The sequence below is a fragment of the Ensifer sp. genome (assembly GCF_035999135.1).
In the GTDB taxonomy this organism is placed as follows: Bacteria; Pseudomonadota; Alphaproteobacteria; order Rhizobiales; family Rhizobiaceae; genus Ensifer.
On the sequence record NZ_DASYGZ010000175.1, the window covers coordinates 1 to 20053 of the forward strand.

The window sequence follows — 20053 nt, forward strand, 5'->3', positions numbered from 1 at the left end:
GCGCCGCTTGCCTTATGAGACGAAGCACAGGGCGGAATGCCCGTACAGAAGTTTTGAACGGTTCTAAACTAGGTTTTAGAAAAGCTGACTGCTTTCGTCAAGACTGATCGCGATCTGAAGCCAAGATTCGAACCAGGAACACCCCCGGAGAGCCAATGCCCGAAATCATCTTCAACGGACCCGCCGGCCGCCTCGAAGGCCGTTATCAGCCTTCGAAGCAGAAGAGCGCGCCGATCGCCATCATCCTGCACCCGCATCCGCAGTTCGGTGGCACGATGAACAACCAGATCGTCTACCAGCTCTTCTACATGTTCCAGAAGCGCGGCTTTACGACGCTGCGGTTCAATTTCCGAGGCATCGGCCGCAGCCAGGGCGAGTTCGACCATGGTGCCGGCGAGCTCTCCGACGCAGCCTCCGCACTCGACTGGGTGCAGAGCCTGCATCCGGATTCGAAGAGCTGCTGGGTCGCCGGCTATTCCTTCGGCGCCTGGATCGGCATGCAGCTCTTGATGCGCCGCCCCGAGATCGAAGGCTTCATGGCCGTCGCGCCGCAGCCGAACATCTATGATTTCTCCTTCCTGGCGCCCTGCCCGTCCTCGGGCCTGATCATCAATGGCGATTCCGACAAGGTCGCGCCGGAAAAGGACGTCAACGGCCTCGTCGAAAAGTTGAAAGCCCAGAAGGGCATTCTGATCACCCACAAGACCGTGCCGGGCGCCAACCATTTCTTCAACGGCCAGGTCGAAGGCCTGATGGGCGAATGCGAGGACTATCTCGACCGTCGCCTCAATGGCGAACTGACGCCGGAGCCGGCTGCCAAGCGCATTCGCTGACAAGCCGCGCCGACAATCCCGACGCCGCGCATCCGAAAGGGTGCGCGGCGTTTTTTATGGCGCGCGCGGCGCGGTGCCCCCTTTTGCTCTCGCCCGATATGATGAGTTCCCGCACGGTGTGATCGGCGTATAGTGCAAGCCTAGGCTGTTTGGGGACAGGACAGTCCTGCTGACACTGACGGGCTGACACTGGCGGGAGGGAGCGATGATGGAGCGATCAAGCGTGTCGGCGGCCGAGCGGAAGTGGCTCACCCTTCCTGACACGCCCTGCCTTCCGGACGGCGGCAAAGAGGGTGCTTTCGATATTTCGGGTGCCAGGATCTGGTACAGGGATTACGGCTCGGGGCCGCCGGTCATCTTCCTGCATGGCGGGCTCGGCAATTCCGACTACTGGGGGCGTCAGGTGGCCGCACTCTTAGAGACCTGGCGGGTGATCGTGATGGACAGCCGTGGCCAAGGGCGCAGCAGCCGCGGCGACGACGCCATGAGCTATGCGCTGATGGCCGGAGACGTCCTGGGGCTGATTGACCATCTGAAATTGCCCAAGGCGGCCATCGTCGGCTGGAGCGATGGTGCGATTATCGGGCTCCTGCTCGCCATGTCGCACGCCGATCGCATCACCGGAGTCTTTGCCTTCGGCGCCAACAGTGGCCCCAATGGAACCTATGACCTGACCGACAATGTGATGTTCAACAAATACATCGAGCGAACCCGCAACGAGTATGCCCAGTTGTTGCCTGGACGAGGCAGCTTTGACGCCTTCCTTGGCGAGATGGGTGCGATGTGGGACACCCAGCCGGACATGACGGTCGCCGGCCTCAAGAAGATCGCGGTTCCCGTCTGGATCGCGGACGGCGACCACGAGGAGGTCATCCGGCGCGAGGATACGCTGTTTCTCGCTGACCACATCCCGGACGCCGGGTTGCTGATCCAGCCGGACGTCAGTCATTTCTCCGTGCTTCAGGACCCGGATCAGTTCACTACGGACGTGGCGCGTTTCCTCCGCTCGAAAGGCATTGTGTAGAGCATCCTGCCTTCAACTGGGATAGCCTCTCCGAGGGCGAAGCTCTGGAATTGAAGTGCTGGAGAATCAAAGCACTGGAGCGTCCCTGATGCGTTCATGCGAACGCACGGCGCGCTAGGCGTCCTGCGCCGACGTGCGGGCGATCCAATGCGGCACCGACGGATTGACGACGGTCTTCGGCGTCTCCGCACACTCCACCCGATTGCGGCCGTTGGCCTTGGCCATGTAGAGCGCTTCGTCGGCGCGCTGCATCACCGGGTCGAGGGCCTCGCCGCGGCCGACGACTGCGACGCCGAAACTGGACGTGACGCGCGCTGTCTCCGGCAGGCCTGAGATCTGTTGTGACATGATAGCGGCACGCATTCCGTGCGCCACCACGCGTGCTTCCTCCAGTTCCGTGCACGGCAGGTATACGGCAAATTCCTCACCACCGAGACGACCGGCAACGGCACGGTTCGGCATGACGTCCATCAGCACGCGGGCAAACCTCCGGATGACTTCATCGCCAGTGAGGTGACCGTAGGTGTCGTTGACCAGCTTGAAGCGGTCGAGATCGGCGAGAATCAGCGTGCCGGGCGTCTCGCTGGCGCGGGCGTGCAACAGCGGCATGACGCGCTCCATGAAGCCGCGACGGTTGTAGAGCCCCGAGAGCAGGTCGATTTCGGACTGGGCCTGTGCGTCGTCGACGATGTCCTTGACCATGACGCCGAGCATCGCGAGACCCGCACCGACGATCAGCATCGCCCCAAGCGCCTGCGAAACAAGGGCGAAATTGCTCGAAACGTAGTCCTGGGCGGTGGCGCCTGCTCCGACCGCGACAGCCGCGTAGATCTTCGCGAAATAGTAAGCTGATGATAGCGCCAGCAGTCCGAAGAGCAGCCAGTCGTAAAATGAGCGGCGCGTCGAGCGAATCACGACCGATGCGGTCCAGGCGAGGATCAGCACGAAAGGCATCTGATAGAAGAAGGAATGCTGCCAGGTTCCTCGCGGCAGATCGAAGATTGCGACGTCGAGCGCAACGCCGGCAACGAAACAGGCAACGAGCACCGGCGCACGTACGGGCACCTGGTAGAACAGGCCGAGGCCGAAGCGCAAAAGACAGAAGCCACCGAGAACGCAGGCAAAGGCCGCAATCGCAAACAGCCGTGGCGTTGCGGAAAACGGAACGATCGCTTCGCAGACCGCCGACAGCGAGGCGATGGAAAATCCCGCCGCGCACCACAGCGCCGAGCGGCGCTGACGGCTCTTTGCGGCAATGGTGAGGAATGCGGCCGTGAAAATCTGCGAGATGATAAAGTTCACAGCCAGCAGAGAAATCGCACCACCCATCGACGAACCTGAAACTTTCGGACTGCGGACACTTGCCTTGCGCCACCCCTGGTGGCAACCGGCGCCGATCCTAGTTGGCCGATGCGAAGATTTGATTAATCCCGCAAGCCCCTACAGGCCCCTACAGTGCCGCGCCTCCTTTCAGACGCGCAAAGGTCGCTGTAGATCTTCGATTTTCTGCATGGTTTTATCCTTTAAGCGGCTACGATTAAAGGAAACATGCAGTAAGCCGCCGGTGACCTCGCCTCGGGCCGTCCGTTTCAAACTTGAGGCTTGATGGCGTGCTTGCCGCCGCTCACCGGCTGGCGCACACCGGTTGTCCCCGGATAGGTCAGCGGCAGGCCGCGAAGCGAGCGGACTGCGAGATAGGCCCAGGCCTCGGCTTCCATGGAATCGCCGTTGAACCCCACATCCTCGGCCTTGAGCACGCCCGCCCCCTCTTCTGCGGCCAGCGTCGAAAGGTCACGCATGATCACCGGGTTGAGCCGCCCGCCACCGCAGATCACATAGGTCCGCGGCTGTTGCGGCAGATGCCCTGCCGACTTGAGGATCGCGGCCGCCGTGACATGGGCAAGCGTGCGCGCACCGTCGGCAAGGCTCGCCTGGCTGCCTTCCGGCGGGGCGAAATCGTTCCGATCAAGCGAACGGCGCTGCTTGTCGGTGAAGAACGCATGAGAAAGATAGCGCGCGGCAAGATCGGGCAGCACGCTTCCTTCGCTCGCGATCATGCCGCCCTGGTCATAGGGAATGCCCGCGTGGGCTTCGACCCACTGGTCGATCAGCGTATTGCCGGGGCCGCTGTCATAGGCGACCAGCGCTTCGCTGTCGCCGATGAAGGTCAGATTGGAAATGCCGCCGATGTTGACGAAAACGACGGGGGCGATGAGACGGCTGGTGTCGCTTGCCCCGCGCGCAAGGGCGGCGTGGTAGGCGGGGATCAGTGGCGCGCCCTGCCCGCCGTGTTTCATGTCGTTGGCGCGCATGTCGTAGACGACGTCTATCCCGATCTCGCGCGCCAGCAAGGCTCCGTCGCCGATCTGTACGGTCAGCGCCTCGTCGGGCCGATGCAGCACCGTCTGTCCGTGAAAGCCGACGACATCGATGTCGGCCGGCGACAGGGCGTTCTGCTGCAGGAAGATTTTCACCGCTTCGGCATGCCGAACGGTCAGGTCGTGCTCAAGCGCACCAAGTGCTCCCGGTCGTTGATCGCGCTGCGTCATCGTTTTCGCATCTGCAAGCCCCTGTTTCAGCCGGTCGCGGAAGCGCGCGTCATAGGCAAAGCCGGCTGCGGGGCCGCGTTCGACGACAGTATCGCCATCGGTCCGCACAAGCGCGACGTCGATGCCGTCCATGCTCGTGCCACTCATCAGGCCGATTGCCGTTCTTGTCTGTTCCATTGCGCCAACGTTTCCAGAATCACTTTTGAAGTGATTATGCGCAAAAACAGTGCTAAACGCCCGTTCGTTCAAAAACTCCCCCCGCAAGAGAGACAGATCATGTCCGGTTTCAAGTCCGATTTCCTTCACACCCTCAGCGAGCGTGGCTTCATCCACCAGATCTCCGACGAGACTGGCCTGGACGAACTGTTCCGCAAGGAGACCGTGACGGCCTATATCGGCTTCGACCCGACCGCGCCGAGCCTGCATGCCGGCGGTCTCATCCAGATCATGATGCTGCACTGGATGCAGGCGACCGGCCACCGGCCGATCTCGCTGATGGGCGGCGGCACCGGCATGGTCGGCGACCCGTCGTTCAAGGACGAGGCGCGCCAGCTGATGACGCCGGCAACGATCGACGCCAACATCGCCAGCATCAAGACGGTGTTCTCCAACTACCTGAACTATGGCGAAGGCTCGAAGGACGCGTTGATGATCAACAACGCCGACTGGCTGCTCGGCATCAACTACCTTGAATTCCTGCGCGATGTCGGCCGCCATTTCTCCGTCAACCGCATGCTCTCTTTCGACAGCGTCAAGACGCGGCTCGATCGCGAGCAGTCGCTGTCGTTCCTCGAGTTCAACTACATGATCCTGCAGGCCTACGACTTCGTCGAACTGCACAAGCGCACCGGTTGCCGCCTGCAGATGGGCGGCTCGGACCAGTGGGGCAACATCATCAACGGCATTGACCTCGGCCACCGCATGGGTACGCAGCAGCTCTACGCGCTCACCTCGCCGCTTCTGACGACCTCGTCCGGCGCCAAGATGGGCAAGTCGGTCAACGGCGCCATCTGGCTCAACCCGGACATGCTGTCGGCCTATGACTTCTGGCAGTACTGGCGCAACACCGAGGATGCCGACGTCACCCGCTTCCTGAAGCTCTACACGACCCTGCCGATGGCCGAGATCGAACGGCTTTCCAACCTTGGCGGCTCGGAGATCAACGAGGTCAAGAAGATCCTGGCGACCGAGATCACCGCCATGCTGCACGGCCGCCCGGCGGCCGAGCAGGCTGCGGAGACGGCGCGCAAGACCTTCGAGGAAGGTGCGCTTGCAGACAACCTTCCCTCGGTCGACATTCCGACGGCAGAACTGGAAGCCGGCCTCGGCCTGCTGAGCCTGATCGTGCGTGCCGGCCTTGCCGCATCCAACGGCGAAGCGCGTCGTCACGTTCAGGGCGGCGCCATCAAGATCAACGACGAGGCGGTCAGCGACGAGCGCCGCGTGATCGGCACCGGCGACGTGACCGGCGACAATGTCGTCAAGCTGTCCCTCGGCAAGAAGAAGCACATTCTGGTACGCCCGGCCTAAGCAGGCCTGTTGCGATCAAATACAGGGGCCGGCCATTGCGCCGGCCTTTTTCATTGGAACTCGAAGATGCTGCGGAAGACGCCGGGGGCGATGATCGACAGCGGATTGATCGTCAGCTTCGGTTGATTGAAGGGACCATTCATCTTGAAGGTGATGCCAAGCAGGCCGCGGTCGCGACCGTTGCCGAGCAGCACCCCGATGAGAGGGAGCTCGCCGAAGATGCGGTTGAGGCCGTAGGCCGGCATGAAGGTGCCGGTCATGTCCATGATGCCGTTCTTGTCGCGCACCGTACCCTGGAAGGTGGCCCCGACATCGGTTCCGCGCAACACGCCGCCGTCGACGCGGATTGCGCCGCTGTCGAGCGCAAGTTGGGCAAACCCGCGCTCGAAACGGGCAGAGCTCACGTCGATATCGCGGCGGACGGCCTGGTTGAGGCTGCGGCCGTCCGAACCCGTCGGTGTCGATACCATCGATTGCAGCCGCTGCTCGCCGACCAGTTGGAACTTGCGGATATCGACGCTGCCCCTCCAGGAGCGGCCACCGCGGTCACGCAGTTTCAGGTTGAGCAGGCCGCCGCGCATGTTCTGGTAGATGTCGGCAAATCGCGCCAGCGATCCGGCGTCGCCCGTGGTCAGCTCCAGGGTATTGTCGGCACCGGCCTTGGCAAGCTTGGCAACCAGCGCTTGGCCGCTGCTGGTGACGGCCGAGAGGTTCACGTCCTCGATCTGGCGGCCGCGCTCGCCATAGACGAGATTGACGTTTGACAGCGCTTCGCCGTTGAAGCCGGTCACGCGGGCAAGCTGGGCCTTGATGGTGACGTCGTCGCCGTCGCCCTGGTTCTGGTCGCCGCCAGCCTTCAATTGAGCGAGGATCGGCCTGATATCGACCGCCGCGCCGGTGAGCGTTGCCGCATAACCTCCCTTTTTGCGGTCGATGGCGACTTCGAAATCGTCGCCCTGCCCGAGGCGGACGTTGTCGAGATCGGCCGAGAGGAGCCCGTTTTCGTCCACCTGCAACGCGCCGCGTGCGCCGAAGCCGTCGCCGGCAACCGCAAAATCGGTGATTTTGGAGACGTCGCCGTCGACGCTCGACGTGAGCTGGACCTCGGCCGGGATGCCCACACCCTTGCTCCAGCCGATCCAGGGAAGCGACAATTGCGCCTTGGTCAGTCCGATCTTTGCCTTCTGCCGGCCCGCCTCGTCGATCGTCACGTCGATGGTGATCGGTCCGGAGACGATTTTCGACAGGCCCTTGACGAATTTCTGCCAGACACCGTCATCGAGCGTGCCGGAGATCTGTCGCGAACGTTTGACCGCCGAACCGCTGTCGACCGGCTCCGTCAGTGCCACCTTGACCTTGGCGCCTTCGATCCGGGCGTCGGCATCGAGAACCGCCTGCTGATTGTCGACGCGGAACGTGCCGACGAGATCTTCGACCGGCCGCCCGAACATGGCCTTGTTCACCGTCACCTTGTCGAGCTGCATTTCCACCTGATAGAGCGGTTTGGGCGGATGCTGGTCCGAGATCAGGCCAAAGCGCGCCCCCACGACAGCCGTCAGCGGACCACTGAAATCCTCCGCCTGGAGCGGCGTTTTCTGCAGGGCCTGGATCGGTTTGTAGCTGACGAGTTCGGCAATCGCGTCCGCATTGCCGCCGACCTCGATCTTCATCTCGGCCATCAGCGGCTTGGTGTAGACGTCGGGGAGAATGAAGTCGCCGCCGTTGAGCGCGACCGAGCGTCCGGACGGAAAGAACGCGGTGCCCTTCTCGATTTCGGCCGTCATGCGCTGGCCGCTCAGCTTGAAGCGCCCCGACGTGTCGCGCAGCGGCGGAATTTCACCGGTGATGTTGATGCGGGTGTCGTCGATGTCGAAGTTGATGTTGAGCTCCTCATCGCCGAGCTTCAGCTCACCCTCGTTGTTGGCGATGCGGCCTTCTGCGACCGACACCTCGATCCTTGCATTGGTGACGGTGCCGCCAAACAGGTTGGCGATGGCCCAGCGGCGCGCACCCTTGGCCAGCCACCACGGCCACAGCTGCTTGACCGCCGTTGCATCCAACCGGTCGCTGACCGAGGCAAAGCTGATTCGTGGTGACGTCTTGCCGAAGGCGACAGACAGCGAACCAAACATAGAACCGAGCGGGCTCGATACCGCGAGCTGGTCGAAGATCAGTTGCCGCGTGCCGGAAACAAAACGGCCATTGGCCTTGGCATCGAACATCAGCGGTGGTTCGGCAATGTCTTCGGGTGCCGAGCTTGCGTTCTTCAGCAACAGGTCGATTGCAAAGCCTTTTTCGGTCGCGCCGGCAATCTTGTCGAGGTCGATGACCGCGCCTGTGAACGGAAAGTTCGACCGGCCGATCTTGATGGCGGACGGCAGGATCTCGACTGAGGAGCGCTCGAAGTCATAGGCGATATCCATCTGCGACGGATTGAGGGTCGAGACCAGCCCACCGGCATGGAAGGCGCCCTTGGTCGTACGCACGGCGACGCGCAGGTCCGGCTTCGCGGCGCCGGCTGCGCGCGTGGCCTTCAGGGTCAGCCCGGCCATCGCATCGATGCCGAAGGCGGGCTCGGTGCCCAACTTGCCGTGATAGAGGAATGGGGCGAGCGGCAGGTTGGTGATAGCCGCCTCGAAGCCGGTCACATGCCCGCTTTGCCCGAGCGCATTGGCGCTGAGGTCAACGGCGGTTCCGTCAACCGTCGCACTGCCCGTAACGCTCATCGAGCCGCCGGCATCGCGCTTGAATTCAAGCGCCGTCGCAACGACCGGAACCACGCGGTCACGCGCGCCAACGACGGAGAAGTTGAAATCCGACAGCGTGACCGTCTGGCTTCCGCGCCCGGCCGCCATCTGCGACATACGATCGACGTGGGAAAAAATCGCCTCCAGCGCATCGCCGACATCCGCGATCCGGATCCTGGTCAGATCAAGCGGTTCGCCCCTGGGAAGCAGTCCGGTGTCGAAGTCGCCGCCTTCCGCTTCAAGGCTGGATACGGCGATACGACCGGTGATCAGCGCCAGCGGGTCGAGCGCAATCGAAATGGAACGCAGCTTTGCCACCGGCTGGCCGGATGCAGCCTCGTTCAGCGACACCTCGCGGGCCTTGAGCGCGAGCGCGCCGCCGCCGGTCATGCGCACCACCGTGCTGCCGACCTCGGCCTTGTAGTCGTCGCCGAGTGCTGCATTGAGCGCGGTTCGGGCGCGCGCGTTCAGCATGCTGTCCATCATCCCGCTCTCAATCGCGGTGACGAGGATCGCGCCGATGGAAAAGAACAAAAGAAAGGTCAGCAGCGCAATCTTGGCGCAAAATCGCGGAACCGTGCTCTTGCGTGGAGCGTGCACGATAAGGGGATCGTGAGCCTGCGCCGAGGGCAACGCATGCAACGCGACGATGTCTTTCTTGCGAAAGCCGACTTTTTCGCCGCGGATCTCACTCATCAGCGCGGACGTCCTCCGTTCAATACGTGTTTGTCGCCGTCCCTTCCCGGTCGCGCCGGACGGCCATTTCTCGCCCCATGTAGACCACATGTCGTCGTGCAAAGTCACCACAGGCGCGGGACCATGCTGTGGACAGCCACCACCTGCAGCGGGAATCGCGCGCGCAGGCGAAAGTAATGTTTCGTAGCGGCGGATGCCGTCGGAAACCTGTCGAATCTAGCACAAATGCGCTGGACGGCGGTCGACGATTTTCGCTATGCCCGAAGCGCCGTCCACCTTGCGAGACACGCAAAAGTCGCTGTTGCACGTTGAGCCGCCGCGTGTTTTGCCCTTTCACAGGTGACGAGCAAGGCAAACACGCAAGTAGCGCGCTATTGTCTGTAAAACTTGGCGGAAGGAAGGTTTCATCATGGCAAGACCCGTTCCAGGAGATGTCGCTCCCGACTTCACACTGCCGCGCGACGGTGGTGGCACGGTTTCGTTATCCGCGATGCGGGGCCAGCCGGTCGTGCTCTTCTTTTACCCGAAGGACGACACGCAGGCGTGCACGCTTGAGGCGATCTCGTTTTCAGCACTTGCGAACGACTTCGCCAGCGCCGGTATAGCGCTGATCGGGCTCTCGCCCGATTCGGTGAAGAAGCACGAGCGCTTTGCCAAGAAGCACAATCTCACGGTTCCGCTCGCCGCCGACGAGGAGAAGGCCGTCGTCGAAGCCTATGGCGTCTGGGTCGAAAAAATGATGTACGGCCGCAAGTACATGGGCGTCGAACGTTGCACCTTCCTGATCGGCGCCGATGGCGTCGTCAAGAGAGTGTGGGAGAAGGTGAAGGTCGACGGCCACGCTGAGGATGTCCTTGAAGCCGCAAAGGCTCTCTGAGGCCGATGACTGAATTGCCCGCGTTCCACAGCCTGCGCGGCGGTGCGGTCGAGGCGATCCGTGCCGCGGACCTCGACATCAAGACCGCGCTCGCCCAGGAAGCGGCCAGGCGCTGGCAGCGCCGCTCGCTGTCGCTGCGTTCGCCGCTCGACAGACCCGTGCCCGCCCGCCCTGGCCGTCCGGAAAAGCCCGAGCTGACACCGCCGACGCAGGTCAAGCGGCGGTCGCTCGGCTCGCTGAAGGGCCGCATCGCGCTCCTGCACTCGATTGCGCATATCGAATTGAATGCCGTTGACCTGGCGCTCGATATCGTCGCCCGTTTCGCGACCGAAGCGGTGCCCAATTCCTTCTTCGACGGCTGGATGCGGGTCGCCTTCGAAGAGGCCAAGCACTTCCGGATGGTCCGGCAGCGCCTCAACGATCTCGGCGCGGACTATGGTGACCTGCCCGCCCATGACGGGCTGTGGCAGGCGGCGCACGATACCCGCAACGACCTGACCGCGCGGCTTGCCGTGGTGCCTCTCATTCTGGAGGCGCGCGGCCTCGACGTCACCCCTGCCCTGCAGGCCAAGATGCGCGAAACCGGCGATTTCGAAAGCGCCGCCGTGCTCGACGTCATCTACGAGGACGAAAAGGGCCACGTCGCCGTCGGCGCCAAGTGGTTCCGCTTCCTCTGCGCCCGGGAGAAAAAGGACCCGGCCGCGACCTTCCAGGCGCTGGTGCGTGCAAACTTTCGTGGACCGCTGAAGGCGCCGTTCAACGACATTGCCCGCGCCGAGGCCGGGCTGACGCCGTCGTTCTACCGTTCGATGACCGCTTCGACCAATCGCTAGCGGCGTCACCTCCATGCAATCATGCTTACCGATTGTTAACCCTAACGAAGTGTAATGATCCGCAGGTGATGCGAGGCAACGCGCACATGCGGGAGAGAACGGGTGTCTGGACATCAGGCAAATCGTGCCTTTGGAAAACGCAGGCAGAATCACGTTCTGATCCTGGCGAGCGGCGACAAGGTCCGCCACATGACGGTGCGTCCCTGGATGGCGGCGCTGGCCGTCTCCTTGGCCGGTGTCTGCAGCATCGGCTACCTCGCGGCCACGTCCTATCTGGTTCTGCGTGACGACCTCATCGGCGGCACGATCGCGCGTCAGGCGCGCATGCAGCATGAATACGAAGACCGAATCACTGCGCTCAGGGCACAGGTCGACCGGGTCACCAGCCGGCAATTGCTCGATCAGCAGGTTGTCGAAGACAAGGTGGAGAAATTGCTGCGCCAGCAGATGGCGCTGACATCGCGCAACGGCAAGCTCGGGGCCCTGGTCGAAAGGGCCGAGAACTCCGGCCTGTCGACCGAGACCGAGCAGCCGCCGGCAGTCGAACCCCTCGCCTATGGCGAGCGAGCCGACGCGGGCGGCGGCGTCAAGGCGATCGAGAAGCTGATGGGGCTGAATACGGCTTCGGTGGGCAGCGGAACCGGCGTTGTGCCGCTTGCCTATGCAGCGCCCAACGCCGCCGAATCAACATCCGACCGGGCCGACCGCATTTTTTCGAAGGTCACGCTTTCCTTGAAGGACGTTGAACGTGACCAGATGCAGCGTGTCAGGCAACTGACCGATGGCGCGGCAAAGACTTCGGATGCAATCCGAAACATCGTGGTGCGGACGGGCGTGGCCCTTCCGGTTGGCGATGTCGCAGAGGCAAGCCCGGGCGAAACGCCGGCATCCTCCAACACGGCGATCGGCGGGCCGTTCGTCGAGCCGATCGAGGATGACAGTTTCGGCCGTTCGCTTGCCGCACTCGATACGGCACTCGTGGAGCTCGAGCGCACACGCGCGCAGGTTCGCCAATTGCCCTTCGGCAACCCCTCGCCGGCGAGCGACATCACCAGCGACTTCGGCAACCGGCTCGATCCGTTTCTCGGACGCCTAGCGCTCCATGCTGGTATTGATTTTCGCGCCACGGTCGGCACGCGGATTCGCGCGGCTGCTCCCGGTACAGTGACGAACGCCGGTCTGACCGGCGGTTACGGCAACATGGTCGAGATCGACCATGGAAATGGTGTTTCGACCCGCTATGCACATCTGTCGGCGGTGCTGGTAAGGGCCGGCGATCGCGTGAATGCGGATGACGTCATCGCGAAATCCGGCAATACGGGGCGTTCCACCGGGCCGCACCTGCATTATGAGGTCCGGTTGAACGGCGAGGCCGTGGATCCGATGCGGTTCCTCGATGCCAGCAGGAAGCTTGCCAGCTACATGAATTGAAGGCCTCCCGACGCCTCTTCCGTCGCGTCTCGACTTGACAAGAAATGCGACAGATTCGCCGCCTTTCACCTTTTGCTGCTTCAACGTGCTGGATTTCTTGACTTTCAGCCGCGTTCAGCTTAAGAGCGCGGCCACGTGCTCGTGCGTTTTCCATCGATCGATCAGTGTTCTATTGAACCGGAACGGAAACAGATTTCCCTTTGACCAATTTTGCTGACCTTGGCCTGAGCCAAAAAGTTCTCTCCGCTGTCACCGATGCGGGCTACACAATCCCGACCCCGATCCAGGCTGGCGCTATCCCGCCGGCGCTGCAGCGTCGTGATATTCTGGGGATCGCCCAGACGGGCACGGGCAAGACCGCTTCGTTCGTGCTGCCGATGCTGACGCTGCTCGAAAAGGGCCGTGCGCGCGCCCGCATGCCGCGCACGCTCATCCTTGAGCCGACGCGCGAGCTTGCTGCCCAGGTCGCAGAGAACTTCGACAAGTATGGCAAGAACCACAAGCTCAACATCGCGCTTCTGATCGGCGGCGTGTCCTTCGACGAGCAGGATCGCAAGCTAGAGCGCGGCGCCGACGTGCTGATCTGCACGCCCGGCCGTCTGCTTGACCATTTCGAGCGCGGCAAGCTGCTCATGAGCGGTGTTGAGATCCTCGTCATCGACGAAGCCGACCGCATGCTCGACATGGGCTTCATTCCGGACATCGAGCGCATCGCCAAGATGATTCCGTTCACGCGGCAGACGCTGTTCTTCTCGGCGACCATGCCGCCGGAAATCCAGAAGCTCGCCGATCGCTTCCTGCAGAACCCGGAACGTGTCGAAGTGGCGCGCCCGGCCTCGACGGCCCAGACCGTGACGCAGCGGTTCGTTGCAGCGCACGCCAAGGACTACGAAAAGCGCGCCGTTCTGCGCGATCTGATTCGCGCCCAGGACGAACTCAAGAACGCGATCATCTTCTGCAACCGCAAGAAGGACGTCGCCGACCTCTTCCGTTCGCTCGACCGTCACGGCTTCTCCGTCGGCGCCCTCCATGGCGACATGGACCAGCGTTCGCGCATGACGATGCTTGCCAACTTCAAGGACGGCAACATCAAGCTGCTCGTCGCCTCCGACGTCGCAGCCCGCGGTCTCGACATCCCCGATGTCAGCCACGTCTTCAATTTCGACGTTCCGATCCACGCGGAAGACTACGTTCACCGCATCGGCCGCACCGGACGTGCCGGCCGTTCGGGCGCGTCGTTCACGCTGGTGACGAAGCGTGACACGAAGTTCTCCGACGCGATCGAAAAGCTGATCGGCCAGAAGGTCGAATGGCTGAACGGCGATCTGAACAATCTGCCCGAGCCGATGGAAAGCCACGACACCGGTCGCCGCGAGCGCGGCCGTGACGGCCGCAAGGATCGGAAAAAAGATGGGGATCGCGGCCCGAAGGGTCGTTCCGATCATAAATCGGATACCGTGCGCGTCGATAGTGACGCCGAAATCGAAACAGTCGCGGAAAGGGCGGAATCGGTGAAACCGGCACGCAACGCAGAAAACAAGCAGGGACAGAACAACCGTGGCGATCGTCCGGTGCGTGCATCGAACCCGGCTAATGACGACAATCGCGACCGCCGTAACCGTCACCGCCGCGACTATGACGACGGCCCGACCCCTGTTGGATTCGGCGACGAGATCCCCGCCTTCATGCTGATCGCCGGCAAGGCCTGATCACCCCCATGGGCCTGCCGGGCATTGATTTCCCGGGCTTCGGCTGCGGGCTGGTGATCGTGCGCGATGGCAAGATCCTGCTCTACAGGCGCGTCAATGCGCCTGAAGCCGGGCACTGGAACATCGTCGGCGGCAAAGTCGACCACATGGAGCGTTCGCAGGCCGCAGCCTGCCGGGAGGCCGAAGAAGAATCCGGCCTCAAGATTGGCTCGACCGAATTCCTCTGCCTGAGCGAACAGGTGATCGAGGCTGATCGTCAGCACTGGATCTCGATGATCTATGTGACCCGGGATTTCTCAGGCGAACCTCGACTTACCGAGCCGGACAAGCTTTCCGCCTTCGGGTGGTTCGATCTCGACGCCCTGCCCCAGCCGTTGTCCCGCTTTACCGCCGACGCGGCCGAAGCCTTGCGCAAACGGGAGCGGAGCGTTGCGGCGTAACTTCGCCCCAAGCGCGCCTCGCTAGGCCTGTTGCAATCGCGTTACTTCGCTCGACCGACCGGATTGCCTTGGCAGGCGCGCCCTATTTTCTTGAACGCAGCGCCGCTTCATAGGCAAGCCGCACCCAGCGCGCCATCTCATCCGGATCATCGAAGGCGTCGTCGGGAATGCTCCAATAGGGCATTTTCACCGGCTTTCCCTTGCCGTCATAGGCCCACTGTCTTGACCCCGCTCGCTCAAGGGCGGACGCCGTCGCCTCGTCGCCCTTGAGCAGAATTTCGCCATCGACCTCCAGAGCGAAGATCACGCCCTCGAAATAGATCCCCTTGCCGCCAAACATCCGTTTGATGGTCACTGGCCCGAGCGTTTCGAACATCTCTTCGATGGCAGCATTGTCCACGTGTCATTCCTCCAGTGTGCCGCCGGCAGCAAGGATCTGTTCCGGTGTGTCGAGATCGAGCCTTGCGGCCGAGCCGAGCTCGACGTCGATGACCGGCAGGGCGCTCTTCTCGATGATATGCCTTGCGCCAACGTCACCGACGAGACGCCTGATGTCGGCAAAGGTCTGGCGCGGCAGGATCACCGGATTGCCGCGCTGGCCGTCCGACGTCGCGCGCACGATCGCGCGCCCGTCTTCGGACTGAAAACGTGCGGTTAGCCGCGCGAGGTCCTCGCAGCCGATGCCTGGCATGTCGGCAAGCATCACCAGCATCCCGGAGGCGCGCGAACCAATGGCCGCAAGCCCCGCGGTGAGCGACGACGCCATGCCGGACAGGTAGTCGGGGTTCGAGACGAAACGGACGGCCAGTCCTTCAAGGGCTGCGCGGATATCGGCTTCGCGGTGGCCGGTGACGACGGTCACCCGGCCGGGCGCTGCCGCAATTGCCGCTTCGACGCTGCGGCGGACCAGTGGCACGCCTCCAAAGGTCGCGAGCAGCTTGTGACCGCCCTCCGGCCCCATGCGGCTGGCGCGTCCCGCGGCCAGAACCACGATTTCGACAGGCGTAATCGGCAACGCCGTTGCATTGTCGCGCGGTTCGGGTCGTGACGGGATTTCGCTGAGCAACCCGCCGACGCCAAGGCCGGTAATGTCGGCAAAACTCGGCCATTCGTCGGCAAGGATGCGGTCGAGGATCCAGTCGAACCCGTTCTCGCGCGGGCTGCGGGCGCATCCGGGCGCGCCGATCACGGGTGTTTCGCCAACGCGCCCAAGAACGAGAAGGTTGCCCGGATCGACAGGCATGCCGACGTGATCGACACGCCCGCCAACCTGCCGGATCGCCGCGGGGATGACATCCTGCGGATCAGCGACGGCCGATGCTCCAAACACGATCAGCAGGTCATGGTGGGCGCGCAGCTCGTCGATCGCAGCGGCAACGGCAGCTTCTGTATGTGCGACCCGTCGCTCGGTAACGAGGGCGCTGCCCGATTGGCGAAGGCGCGCGGCCACAACGGCATGCGTCTTGTCCATCACCTGTTTTTTCAGATTTGGCAACTCGGTTGCTACAAGAGCAACCTGGTGCGGATTGAATGGTTTCACTTCGATGGCGGGATACTCTATCAACAATCGATGGGCCTCCTCGACAAGCTGCCCAGCGACCGCAAGCGGTATAATCTTGATCGTCGCGACCATATCGCCGGCGCGAACCGGTACGTGGTCGGCAAGGCAGGCGAGCGTGATCGCCGCATCGATGCGGTTGAGCCTGTCAATCGTCTCGCGCGTGGCGACGAACAGGCCGTCGACCTGCGAATAGATGTTCACGCGGCCGGTGGCAGCGGGGGAAAAGCGAAGGTGGTCCGGCGCTATTGCGGATGCTATGCGGCTCGCCGCATCGTTCTCCACGAAATCGCCGGGTTCGAGACTGGCGACGATGACCTCCGTGAGGCCCGAAGCGGTCAAGGCGGATAGCTCGGCGAGCGTGAGCCGGTGGCCCTTCGGCAACCTGACATCTCCGACCTTGACGGCATGCGCAAGTAGCGCGCCTTCGGCCTCGGCGACGTTCACTGGCCCGAACTTCATGGCGCACTGCCTTCCAGCGGACCGACGTCGCGACGCCGCAGCTCGCCGACGATCTCGGCAAGGATCGCAACGGCGATCTCTGCGGGATTGGAAGCGCCGATGTCGAGGCCGATCGGCGCTTGGATGCGGCCGGTCTGTGCGTCGGAAAGGCCGGCCTGCCGAAGCCGGTCGAGGCGCTTTGCATGGGTCTTGCGACTGCCGAGCGCGCCGACATAGAAGCACCCGGCCACAAGGGCTGCCTTCAGCGCGTCGTCGTCGATCTTCGGATCGTGGGTGACGGCGGCAAGTGCTGTGAACCGGTCGAGCGGCCTGAGCTTCAGCGCATCTTCAGGCCATTCGGCAATCAGGTCGACGCCGCTGAAACGCTCCCCTGTCGCAAAGGCCGTGCGCGGATCGATGATTGTGATGTCGAATCCGGCCACCGGCGACATCAGCGCCAGCGCCTGGGAAATGTGCACGGCACCGATGACGACGATGCGCGGCGGCGGCAGATAGGCATTGACGAACAGCGGCCCCGCCTCGGTTTCGACCAGGCCTGCCCTTCCGGACTGCAGCGCGCGAACGACAAGAGGACGCAAGGGCTCGGGGCAGTCGTCGCCCTCGACAAACACCTCGGTGCTTGCCTGAGCGAGATGGCTGACCGTGACAGCGGCGCGTCGGTTGGTGCGCGCCAGGTTGAGTGTCTCGAGGATTGAACGTTTCATGTCTCAGCCGTCGACCCGCTCCACAAACACCCGGATCCTGCCGCCGCAGGAAAGGCCGACGCGCCAGGCGGTTTCGTCGGCGACGCCGAATTCGAGGGTTCTCGGCTGACCCGAGGCGATGACCTCGGCGGCCTCGGTGATGACAGCGCCCTCGACGCAGCCGCCTGACACCGAACCCTCAAAGTTGCCCGCGCCGTCGATCACCAGATGGCTTCCAACCGGGCGAGGCGCCGATCCCCAGGTCTCGATGACCGTGGCGATGGCAACGCTGCGCCCGTCCTTGATCCAGGCCTCGGCGACGTCGAGAGGGTTGAAAATGTTCACGGCTCCGGGCATCGCGTCCCTTTCCATCGTTCCGATCATAGCGACCTCAAGAACCGTCTCGGGTCAGAATTTCGGGACTGGTGCCCGGACAGTGCCTTCACGAGATCGGCAATGGATTGAAGATTGTGCACCGCCCGGAATTCGTCAACATGCGGCAGCATTGCTCTGACGCCGCGCGCCCGGGCTTCAAAACCGTCGAAGCGCAAAAGCGGGTTCAGCCAGATTAAGCGCCGGCAGGACCGGTGCAGGCGGTCGATCTCGATCTCGAGCTCTGCCGTATCGTCGCGTTCGAGGCCGTCGGTTATCATCAGCACGATGGCGCCCTGCCCCAGGACCCGGCGCGACCAGCGGCGGTTGAATTCACGCAGGGTCTCGCCGATGCGCGTCCCGCCGGACCAGTCCTTGACCGTGCTGATACAATCGTCGATCGCGGCATCCGGGTCACGGTTGCGCAGCTGTCGCGTGACGTTCGTGAGCCGGGTCCCGAACAGGAACGTATGCACCCGCCGACGCTCTTCGCTGAGCGCATGCAGAAAGTGAAGGAAAATGCGGGTGTACTGGCTCATCGAGCCGGAAATATCGGCGAGCACCACAAGCGGCGGATGGGCGTAGCGGCGCTCGCGAAAGCGCGGCAGGATCAGCTCGCCGCCGAAGCGCATGGCATCGCGCATGGTGGCGCGCGGATCGATCCGGTTCTGGCGCCGGGACGGACGAAAGCGGCGTGTGACGACCCTGTCCATCGGCAGGGTCATCGCTGAGAGCGCGCGCTTGGCCTCGGCAAGCTCGGCGGCGCTCATCTGGGCAAAGTCGGCCCGGCGCAGCAATTCGCGACCGGAGACCGTGAAGCGGGCATCGACTTCGATCTCCGGCGCGTCACGCTCCGGCCGATCTGCCTCATGGCCTGCAAGCAGGGCGTCGCTGACGCGCGTTTCGCCGGCTCGTCGCTTGCTCCGCTCGCTCTCGCGCTCGGGCGCCAGCGGCGACATCATCGCGATCATCTTTTCGACCAGCCCCCGCGAGCGCCAGAATAATCGGAAGGCTTCGTCGAAGACCGGCTGGTCCTCGTGGCGCTTGACGAAGACACATTGCAGCGCCGCGTAGAAGACGTCCCTGTCACCGATGCCGATCAGCGCAACGGCGTCAATGGCGTCGGCGATCGTTCCCGGACCAACCTTGATACCGGCGCGCCTGAGAGCCCTTGCAAAGAAGACGATGTTGTCGGCAAGCCTTCCGCCTTCCGCAGCCGGCGGAAGGGGTGCATCGTCGATGCGCAGCTCCCGCTCGTCCATGTCAGCCTGCCGCCAACAGCTCCGCCTTGACTTCGGCGAGCAGCTTGCGCCCCTCCGCACCGTCGATCCTGGCGATGTCGTCCTGGTATTTGAGCAGGGTACCGAGCGTGTCGGCGATGGTTTCCGGGTCGAGCGCCAACCTGTCGAGTTCGGTCATTGCCGTTGCCCAGTCGATCGTCTCGGCAACGCCGGGGTTTTTGAAGAGATCGATCGTGCGGAGCCGTTGCACATAGGCGATGATCTCCCGTGACAGGGTCGCGTTGCAGCCCGGCACCTTGCGACGGATGATTTCCAGCTCCTGGGCGGCTCTCGGATAATCGACCCAGTGGTAGAGACAGCGACGCTTGAGCGCGTCATGGATTTCGCGCGTACGGTTCGTGGTGATGATGACAACAGGCGGTTCGTCCGCCCGGATCGTACCAAGTTCCGGAATTGTCACCTGGAAATCGGACAGAACTTCGAGCAGGAACGCCTCGAATGCTTCATCTGTCCGGTCGAGCTCGTCGATCAGGAAAACCGGCGCGCGTCCCCCATTTGAAGAGATCGCCTGCAGGACCGGGCGGCGGATCAGGAACCGTTCGGAGAAAATGCTGCTTTCGATCCGCTTGCGGTCTACCTTGCCGGATGCTTCCGAAAGCCGGATCTCAAGCATCTGCGCCGGATAGTTCCACTCATAGACGGCCGAGGCGACATCAAGGCCTTCATAGCATTGCAGCCGGATCAGTGGTCGATCGAGCGCTTTTGCAAGTACCTTGGCAATCTCCGTCTTGCCGACGCCAGCCTCGCCTTCGAGGAAGAGCGGACGCCTCATCCGGAGTGCAAGAAAGAGCACGGTCGCAAGCGCCGTGCCGGCAAGATAGTCGTGCGCCTCCAGAAGAGCCGTCGTCTCCTCGATGGACTGGGGTAGGCCTGTTGCCACCTGTGTCGTCGCCATGTCTCCTCCGCCAAGACACGAGTCGAAAGCCTGGCTCTATTCCATGGGTGAAATCATGAGACAGATCATAGGCTTAAACAGATTTTCTCATGTCAAGACGAACACTCGAAAAT

General features: G+C 63.0%; 17 protein-coding genes. 8 read left to right on the forward strand and 9 right to left on the reverse strand.

The annotated features are described in order from the left end of the window. The first annotated feature begins 155 nt into the window (after positions 1-155). Both VGO12_RS22985 and VGO12_RS22990 read left to right on the forward strand, forming a co-directional pair. On the forward strand, positions 156-833 hold the full coding sequence (locus tag VGO12_RS22985; protein ID WP_043614433.1) for an alpha/beta hydrolase: 678 nt from the start codon (positions 156-158) through the stop codon (positions 831-833). A gap of 223 nt (positions 834-1056) precedes the next feature. Next, entirely contained in the window at positions 1057-1857 is an 801-nt protein-coding gene (locus tag VGO12_RS22990) for an alpha/beta hydrolase (protein ID WP_327515053.1), read from the forward strand. Positions 1858-1971: 114 nt separating this feature from the next. Here VGO12_RS22990 and VGO12_RS22995 read toward each other — a convergent pair whose 3' ends face one another. Both VGO12_RS22995 and VGO12_RS23000 read right to left on the reverse strand, forming a co-directional pair. Next, complete coding sequence (locus VGO12_RS22995; RefSeq protein ID WP_327515054.1) at positions 1972-3186, reverse strand: GGDEF domain-containing protein; 1215 nt, start codon at positions 3184-3186, stop codon at positions 1972-1974. 260 nt (positions 3187-3446) lie between these two features. Then, the gene (locus VGO12_RS23000; protein ID WP_327515055.1) at positions 3447-4583 is read right to left on the reverse strand and encodes an anhydro-N-acetylmuramic acid kinase; all 1137 of its coding nucleotides are present in this window, start codon (positions 4581-4583) and stop codon (positions 3447-3449) included. 99 nt (positions 4584-4682) lie between these two features. On the opposite strand from VGO12_RS23000, the gene tyrS reads away from it, so the two are divergent. Next, a complete protein-coding gene (gene tyrS, locus VGO12_RS23005; RefSeq protein ID WP_327515056.1) occupies positions 4683-5936 on the forward strand; it encodes a tyrosine--tRNA ligase in 1254 nt (417 codons plus the stop codon). Positions 5937-5986: 50 nt separating this feature from the next. Here the strand turns inward: tyrS and VGO12_RS23010 are convergent, their stop codons facing one another. After that, positions 5987-9379 (reverse strand): DUF3971 domain-containing protein, encoded by a 3393-nt coding sequence (locus tag VGO12_RS23010; protein ID WP_327515057.1) that lies wholly within the window; start codon positions 9377-9379, stop codon positions 5987-5989. A 409-nt stretch (positions 9380-9788) separates the two neighbouring features. On the opposite strand from VGO12_RS23010, the gene VGO12_RS23015 reads away from it, so the two are divergent. The 5 genes from VGO12_RS23015 to VGO12_RS23035 all read left to right on the forward strand — a co-directional run bounded on the left by VGO12_RS23015 (position 9789) and on the right by VGO12_RS23035 (position 14669). Continuing rightward, on the forward strand, positions 9789-10256 hold the full coding sequence (locus tag VGO12_RS23015; RefSeq protein WP_327515058.1) for a peroxiredoxin: 468 nt from the start codon (positions 9789-9791) through the stop codon (positions 10254-10256). 5 nt (positions 10257-10261) lie between these two features. After that, on the forward strand, positions 10262-11089 hold the full coding sequence (locus VGO12_RS23020; RefSeq protein ID WP_327515059.1) for a ferritin-like domain-containing protein: 828 nt from the start codon (positions 10262-10264) through the stop codon (positions 11087-11089). Positions 11090-11191: 102 nt separating this feature from the next. Next, on the forward strand, positions 11192-12520 hold the full coding sequence (locus VGO12_RS23025) for a M23 family metallopeptidase (protein ID WP_327515060.1): 1329 nt from the start codon (positions 11192-11194) through the stop codon (positions 12518-12520). A gap of 200 nt (positions 12521-12720) precedes the next feature. Continuing rightward, positions 12721-14229, forward strand: a complete 1509-nt coding sequence (locus tag VGO12_RS23030) for a DEAD/DEAH box helicase (RefSeq protein ID WP_327515061.1) — start codon at positions 12721-12723, stop codon at positions 14227-14229. Positions 14230-14237: 8 nt separating this feature from the next. Further along, complete coding sequence (locus VGO12_RS23035; RefSeq protein WP_327515062.1) at positions 14238-14669, forward strand: NUDIX domain-containing protein; 432 nt, start codon at positions 14238-14240, stop codon at positions 14667-14669. Between the two features lie 82 nt (positions 14670-14751). Here the strand turns inward: VGO12_RS23035 and VGO12_RS23040 are convergent, their stop codons facing one another. Genes VGO12_RS23040 through VGO12_RS23065 form a run of 6 tightly spaced genes read right to left on the reverse strand, consistent with a single transcriptional unit; the run spans position 14752 to position 19940 of the window. Continuing rightward, complete coding sequence (locus tag VGO12_RS23040) at positions 14752-15069, reverse strand: TfoX/Sxy family protein (RefSeq protein WP_327515063.1); 318 nt, start codon at positions 15067-15069, stop codon at positions 14752-14754. A 3-nt stretch (positions 15070-15072) separates the two neighbouring features. After that, on the reverse strand, positions 15073-16689 hold the full coding sequence (locus VGO12_RS23045; protein WP_327515064.1) for a molybdopterin-binding/glycosyltransferase family 2 protein: 1617 nt from the start codon (positions 16687-16689) through the stop codon (positions 15073-15075). After that, the gene (locus VGO12_RS23050; protein ID WP_327515065.1) at positions 16686-17393 is read right to left on the reverse strand and encodes an XdhC family protein; all 708 of its coding nucleotides are present in this window, start codon (positions 17391-17393) and stop codon (positions 16686-16688) included. The genes VGO12_RS23045 and VGO12_RS23050 overlap by 4 nt, the downstream gene beginning before the upstream one ends. A gap of 3 nt (positions 17394-17396) precedes the next feature. Further along, a complete protein-coding gene (locus VGO12_RS23055; protein WP_327515066.1) occupies positions 17397-17729 on the reverse strand; it encodes an XdhC family protein in 333 nt (110 codons plus the stop codon). Positions 17730-17752: 23 nt separating this feature from the next. Continuing rightward, positions 17753-19006, reverse strand: a complete 1254-nt coding sequence (locus VGO12_RS23060) for a VWA domain-containing protein (protein ID WP_327515067.1) — start codon at positions 19004-19006, stop codon at positions 17753-17755. Position 19007: 1 nt separating this feature from the next. Continuing rightward, the gene (locus VGO12_RS23065) at positions 19008-19940 is read right to left on the reverse strand and encodes a MoxR family ATPase (protein ID WP_327515068.1); all 933 of its coding nucleotides are present in this window, start codon (positions 19938-19940) and stop codon (positions 19008-19010) included. Between the last annotated feature and the right edge of the window lie 113 nt (positions 19941-20053).

Coding starts and splice junctions, on each gene's coding strand:
- VGO12_RS22985 (WP_043614433.1), top strand. CDS start 156: ATGCCCGAAATCATCTTCAACGGACCCGCCGGCCGCCTCGAAGGCCGT.
- VGO12_RS22995 (WP_327515054.1), bottom strand. CDS start 3,186: ATGGGTGGTGCGATTTCTCTGCTGGCTGTGAACTTTATCATCTCGCAG.
- VGO12_RS23000 (WP_327515055.1), bottom strand. CDS start 4,583: ATGGAACAGACAAGAACGGCAATCGGCCTGATGAGTGGCACGAGCATG.
- tyrS (WP_327515056.1), top strand. CDS start 4,683: ATGTCCGGTTTCAAGTCCGATTTCCTTCACACCCTCAGCGAGCGTGGC.
- VGO12_RS23010 (WP_327515057.1), bottom strand. CDS start 9,379: ATGAGTGAGATCCGCGGCGAAAAAGTCGGCTTTCGCAAGAAAGACATC.
- VGO12_RS23015 (WP_327515058.1), top strand. CDS start 9,789: ATGGCAAGACCCGTTCCAGGAGATGTCGCTCCCGACTTCACACTGCCG.
- VGO12_RS23020 (WP_327515059.1), top strand. CDS start 10,262: ATGACTGAATTGCCCGCGTTCCACAGCCTGCGCGGCGGTGCGGTCGAG.
- VGO12_RS23035 (WP_327515062.1), top strand. CDS start 14,238: ATGGGCCTGCCGGGCATTGATTTCCCGGGCTTCGGCTGCGGGCTGGTG.
- VGO12_RS23045 (WP_327515064.1), bottom strand. CDS start 16,689: ATGAAGTTCGGGCCAGTGAACGTCGCCGAGGCCGAAGGCGCGCTACTT.
- VGO12_RS23050 (WP_327515065.1), bottom strand. CDS start 17,393: ATGAAACGTTCAATCCTCGAGACACTCAACCTGGCGCGCACCAACCGA.
- VGO12_RS23055 (WP_327515066.1), bottom strand. CDS start 17,729: ATGCCCGGAGCCGTGAACATTTTCAACCCTCTCGACGTCGCCGAGGCC.
- VGO12_RS23060 (WP_327515067.1), bottom strand. CDS start 19,006: ATGGACGAGCGGGAGCTGCGCATCGACGATGCACCCCTTCCGCCGGCT.
- VGO12_RS23065 (WP_327515068.1), bottom strand. CDS start 19,940: ATGGCGACGACACAGGTGGCAACAGGCCTACCCCAGTCCATCGAGGAG.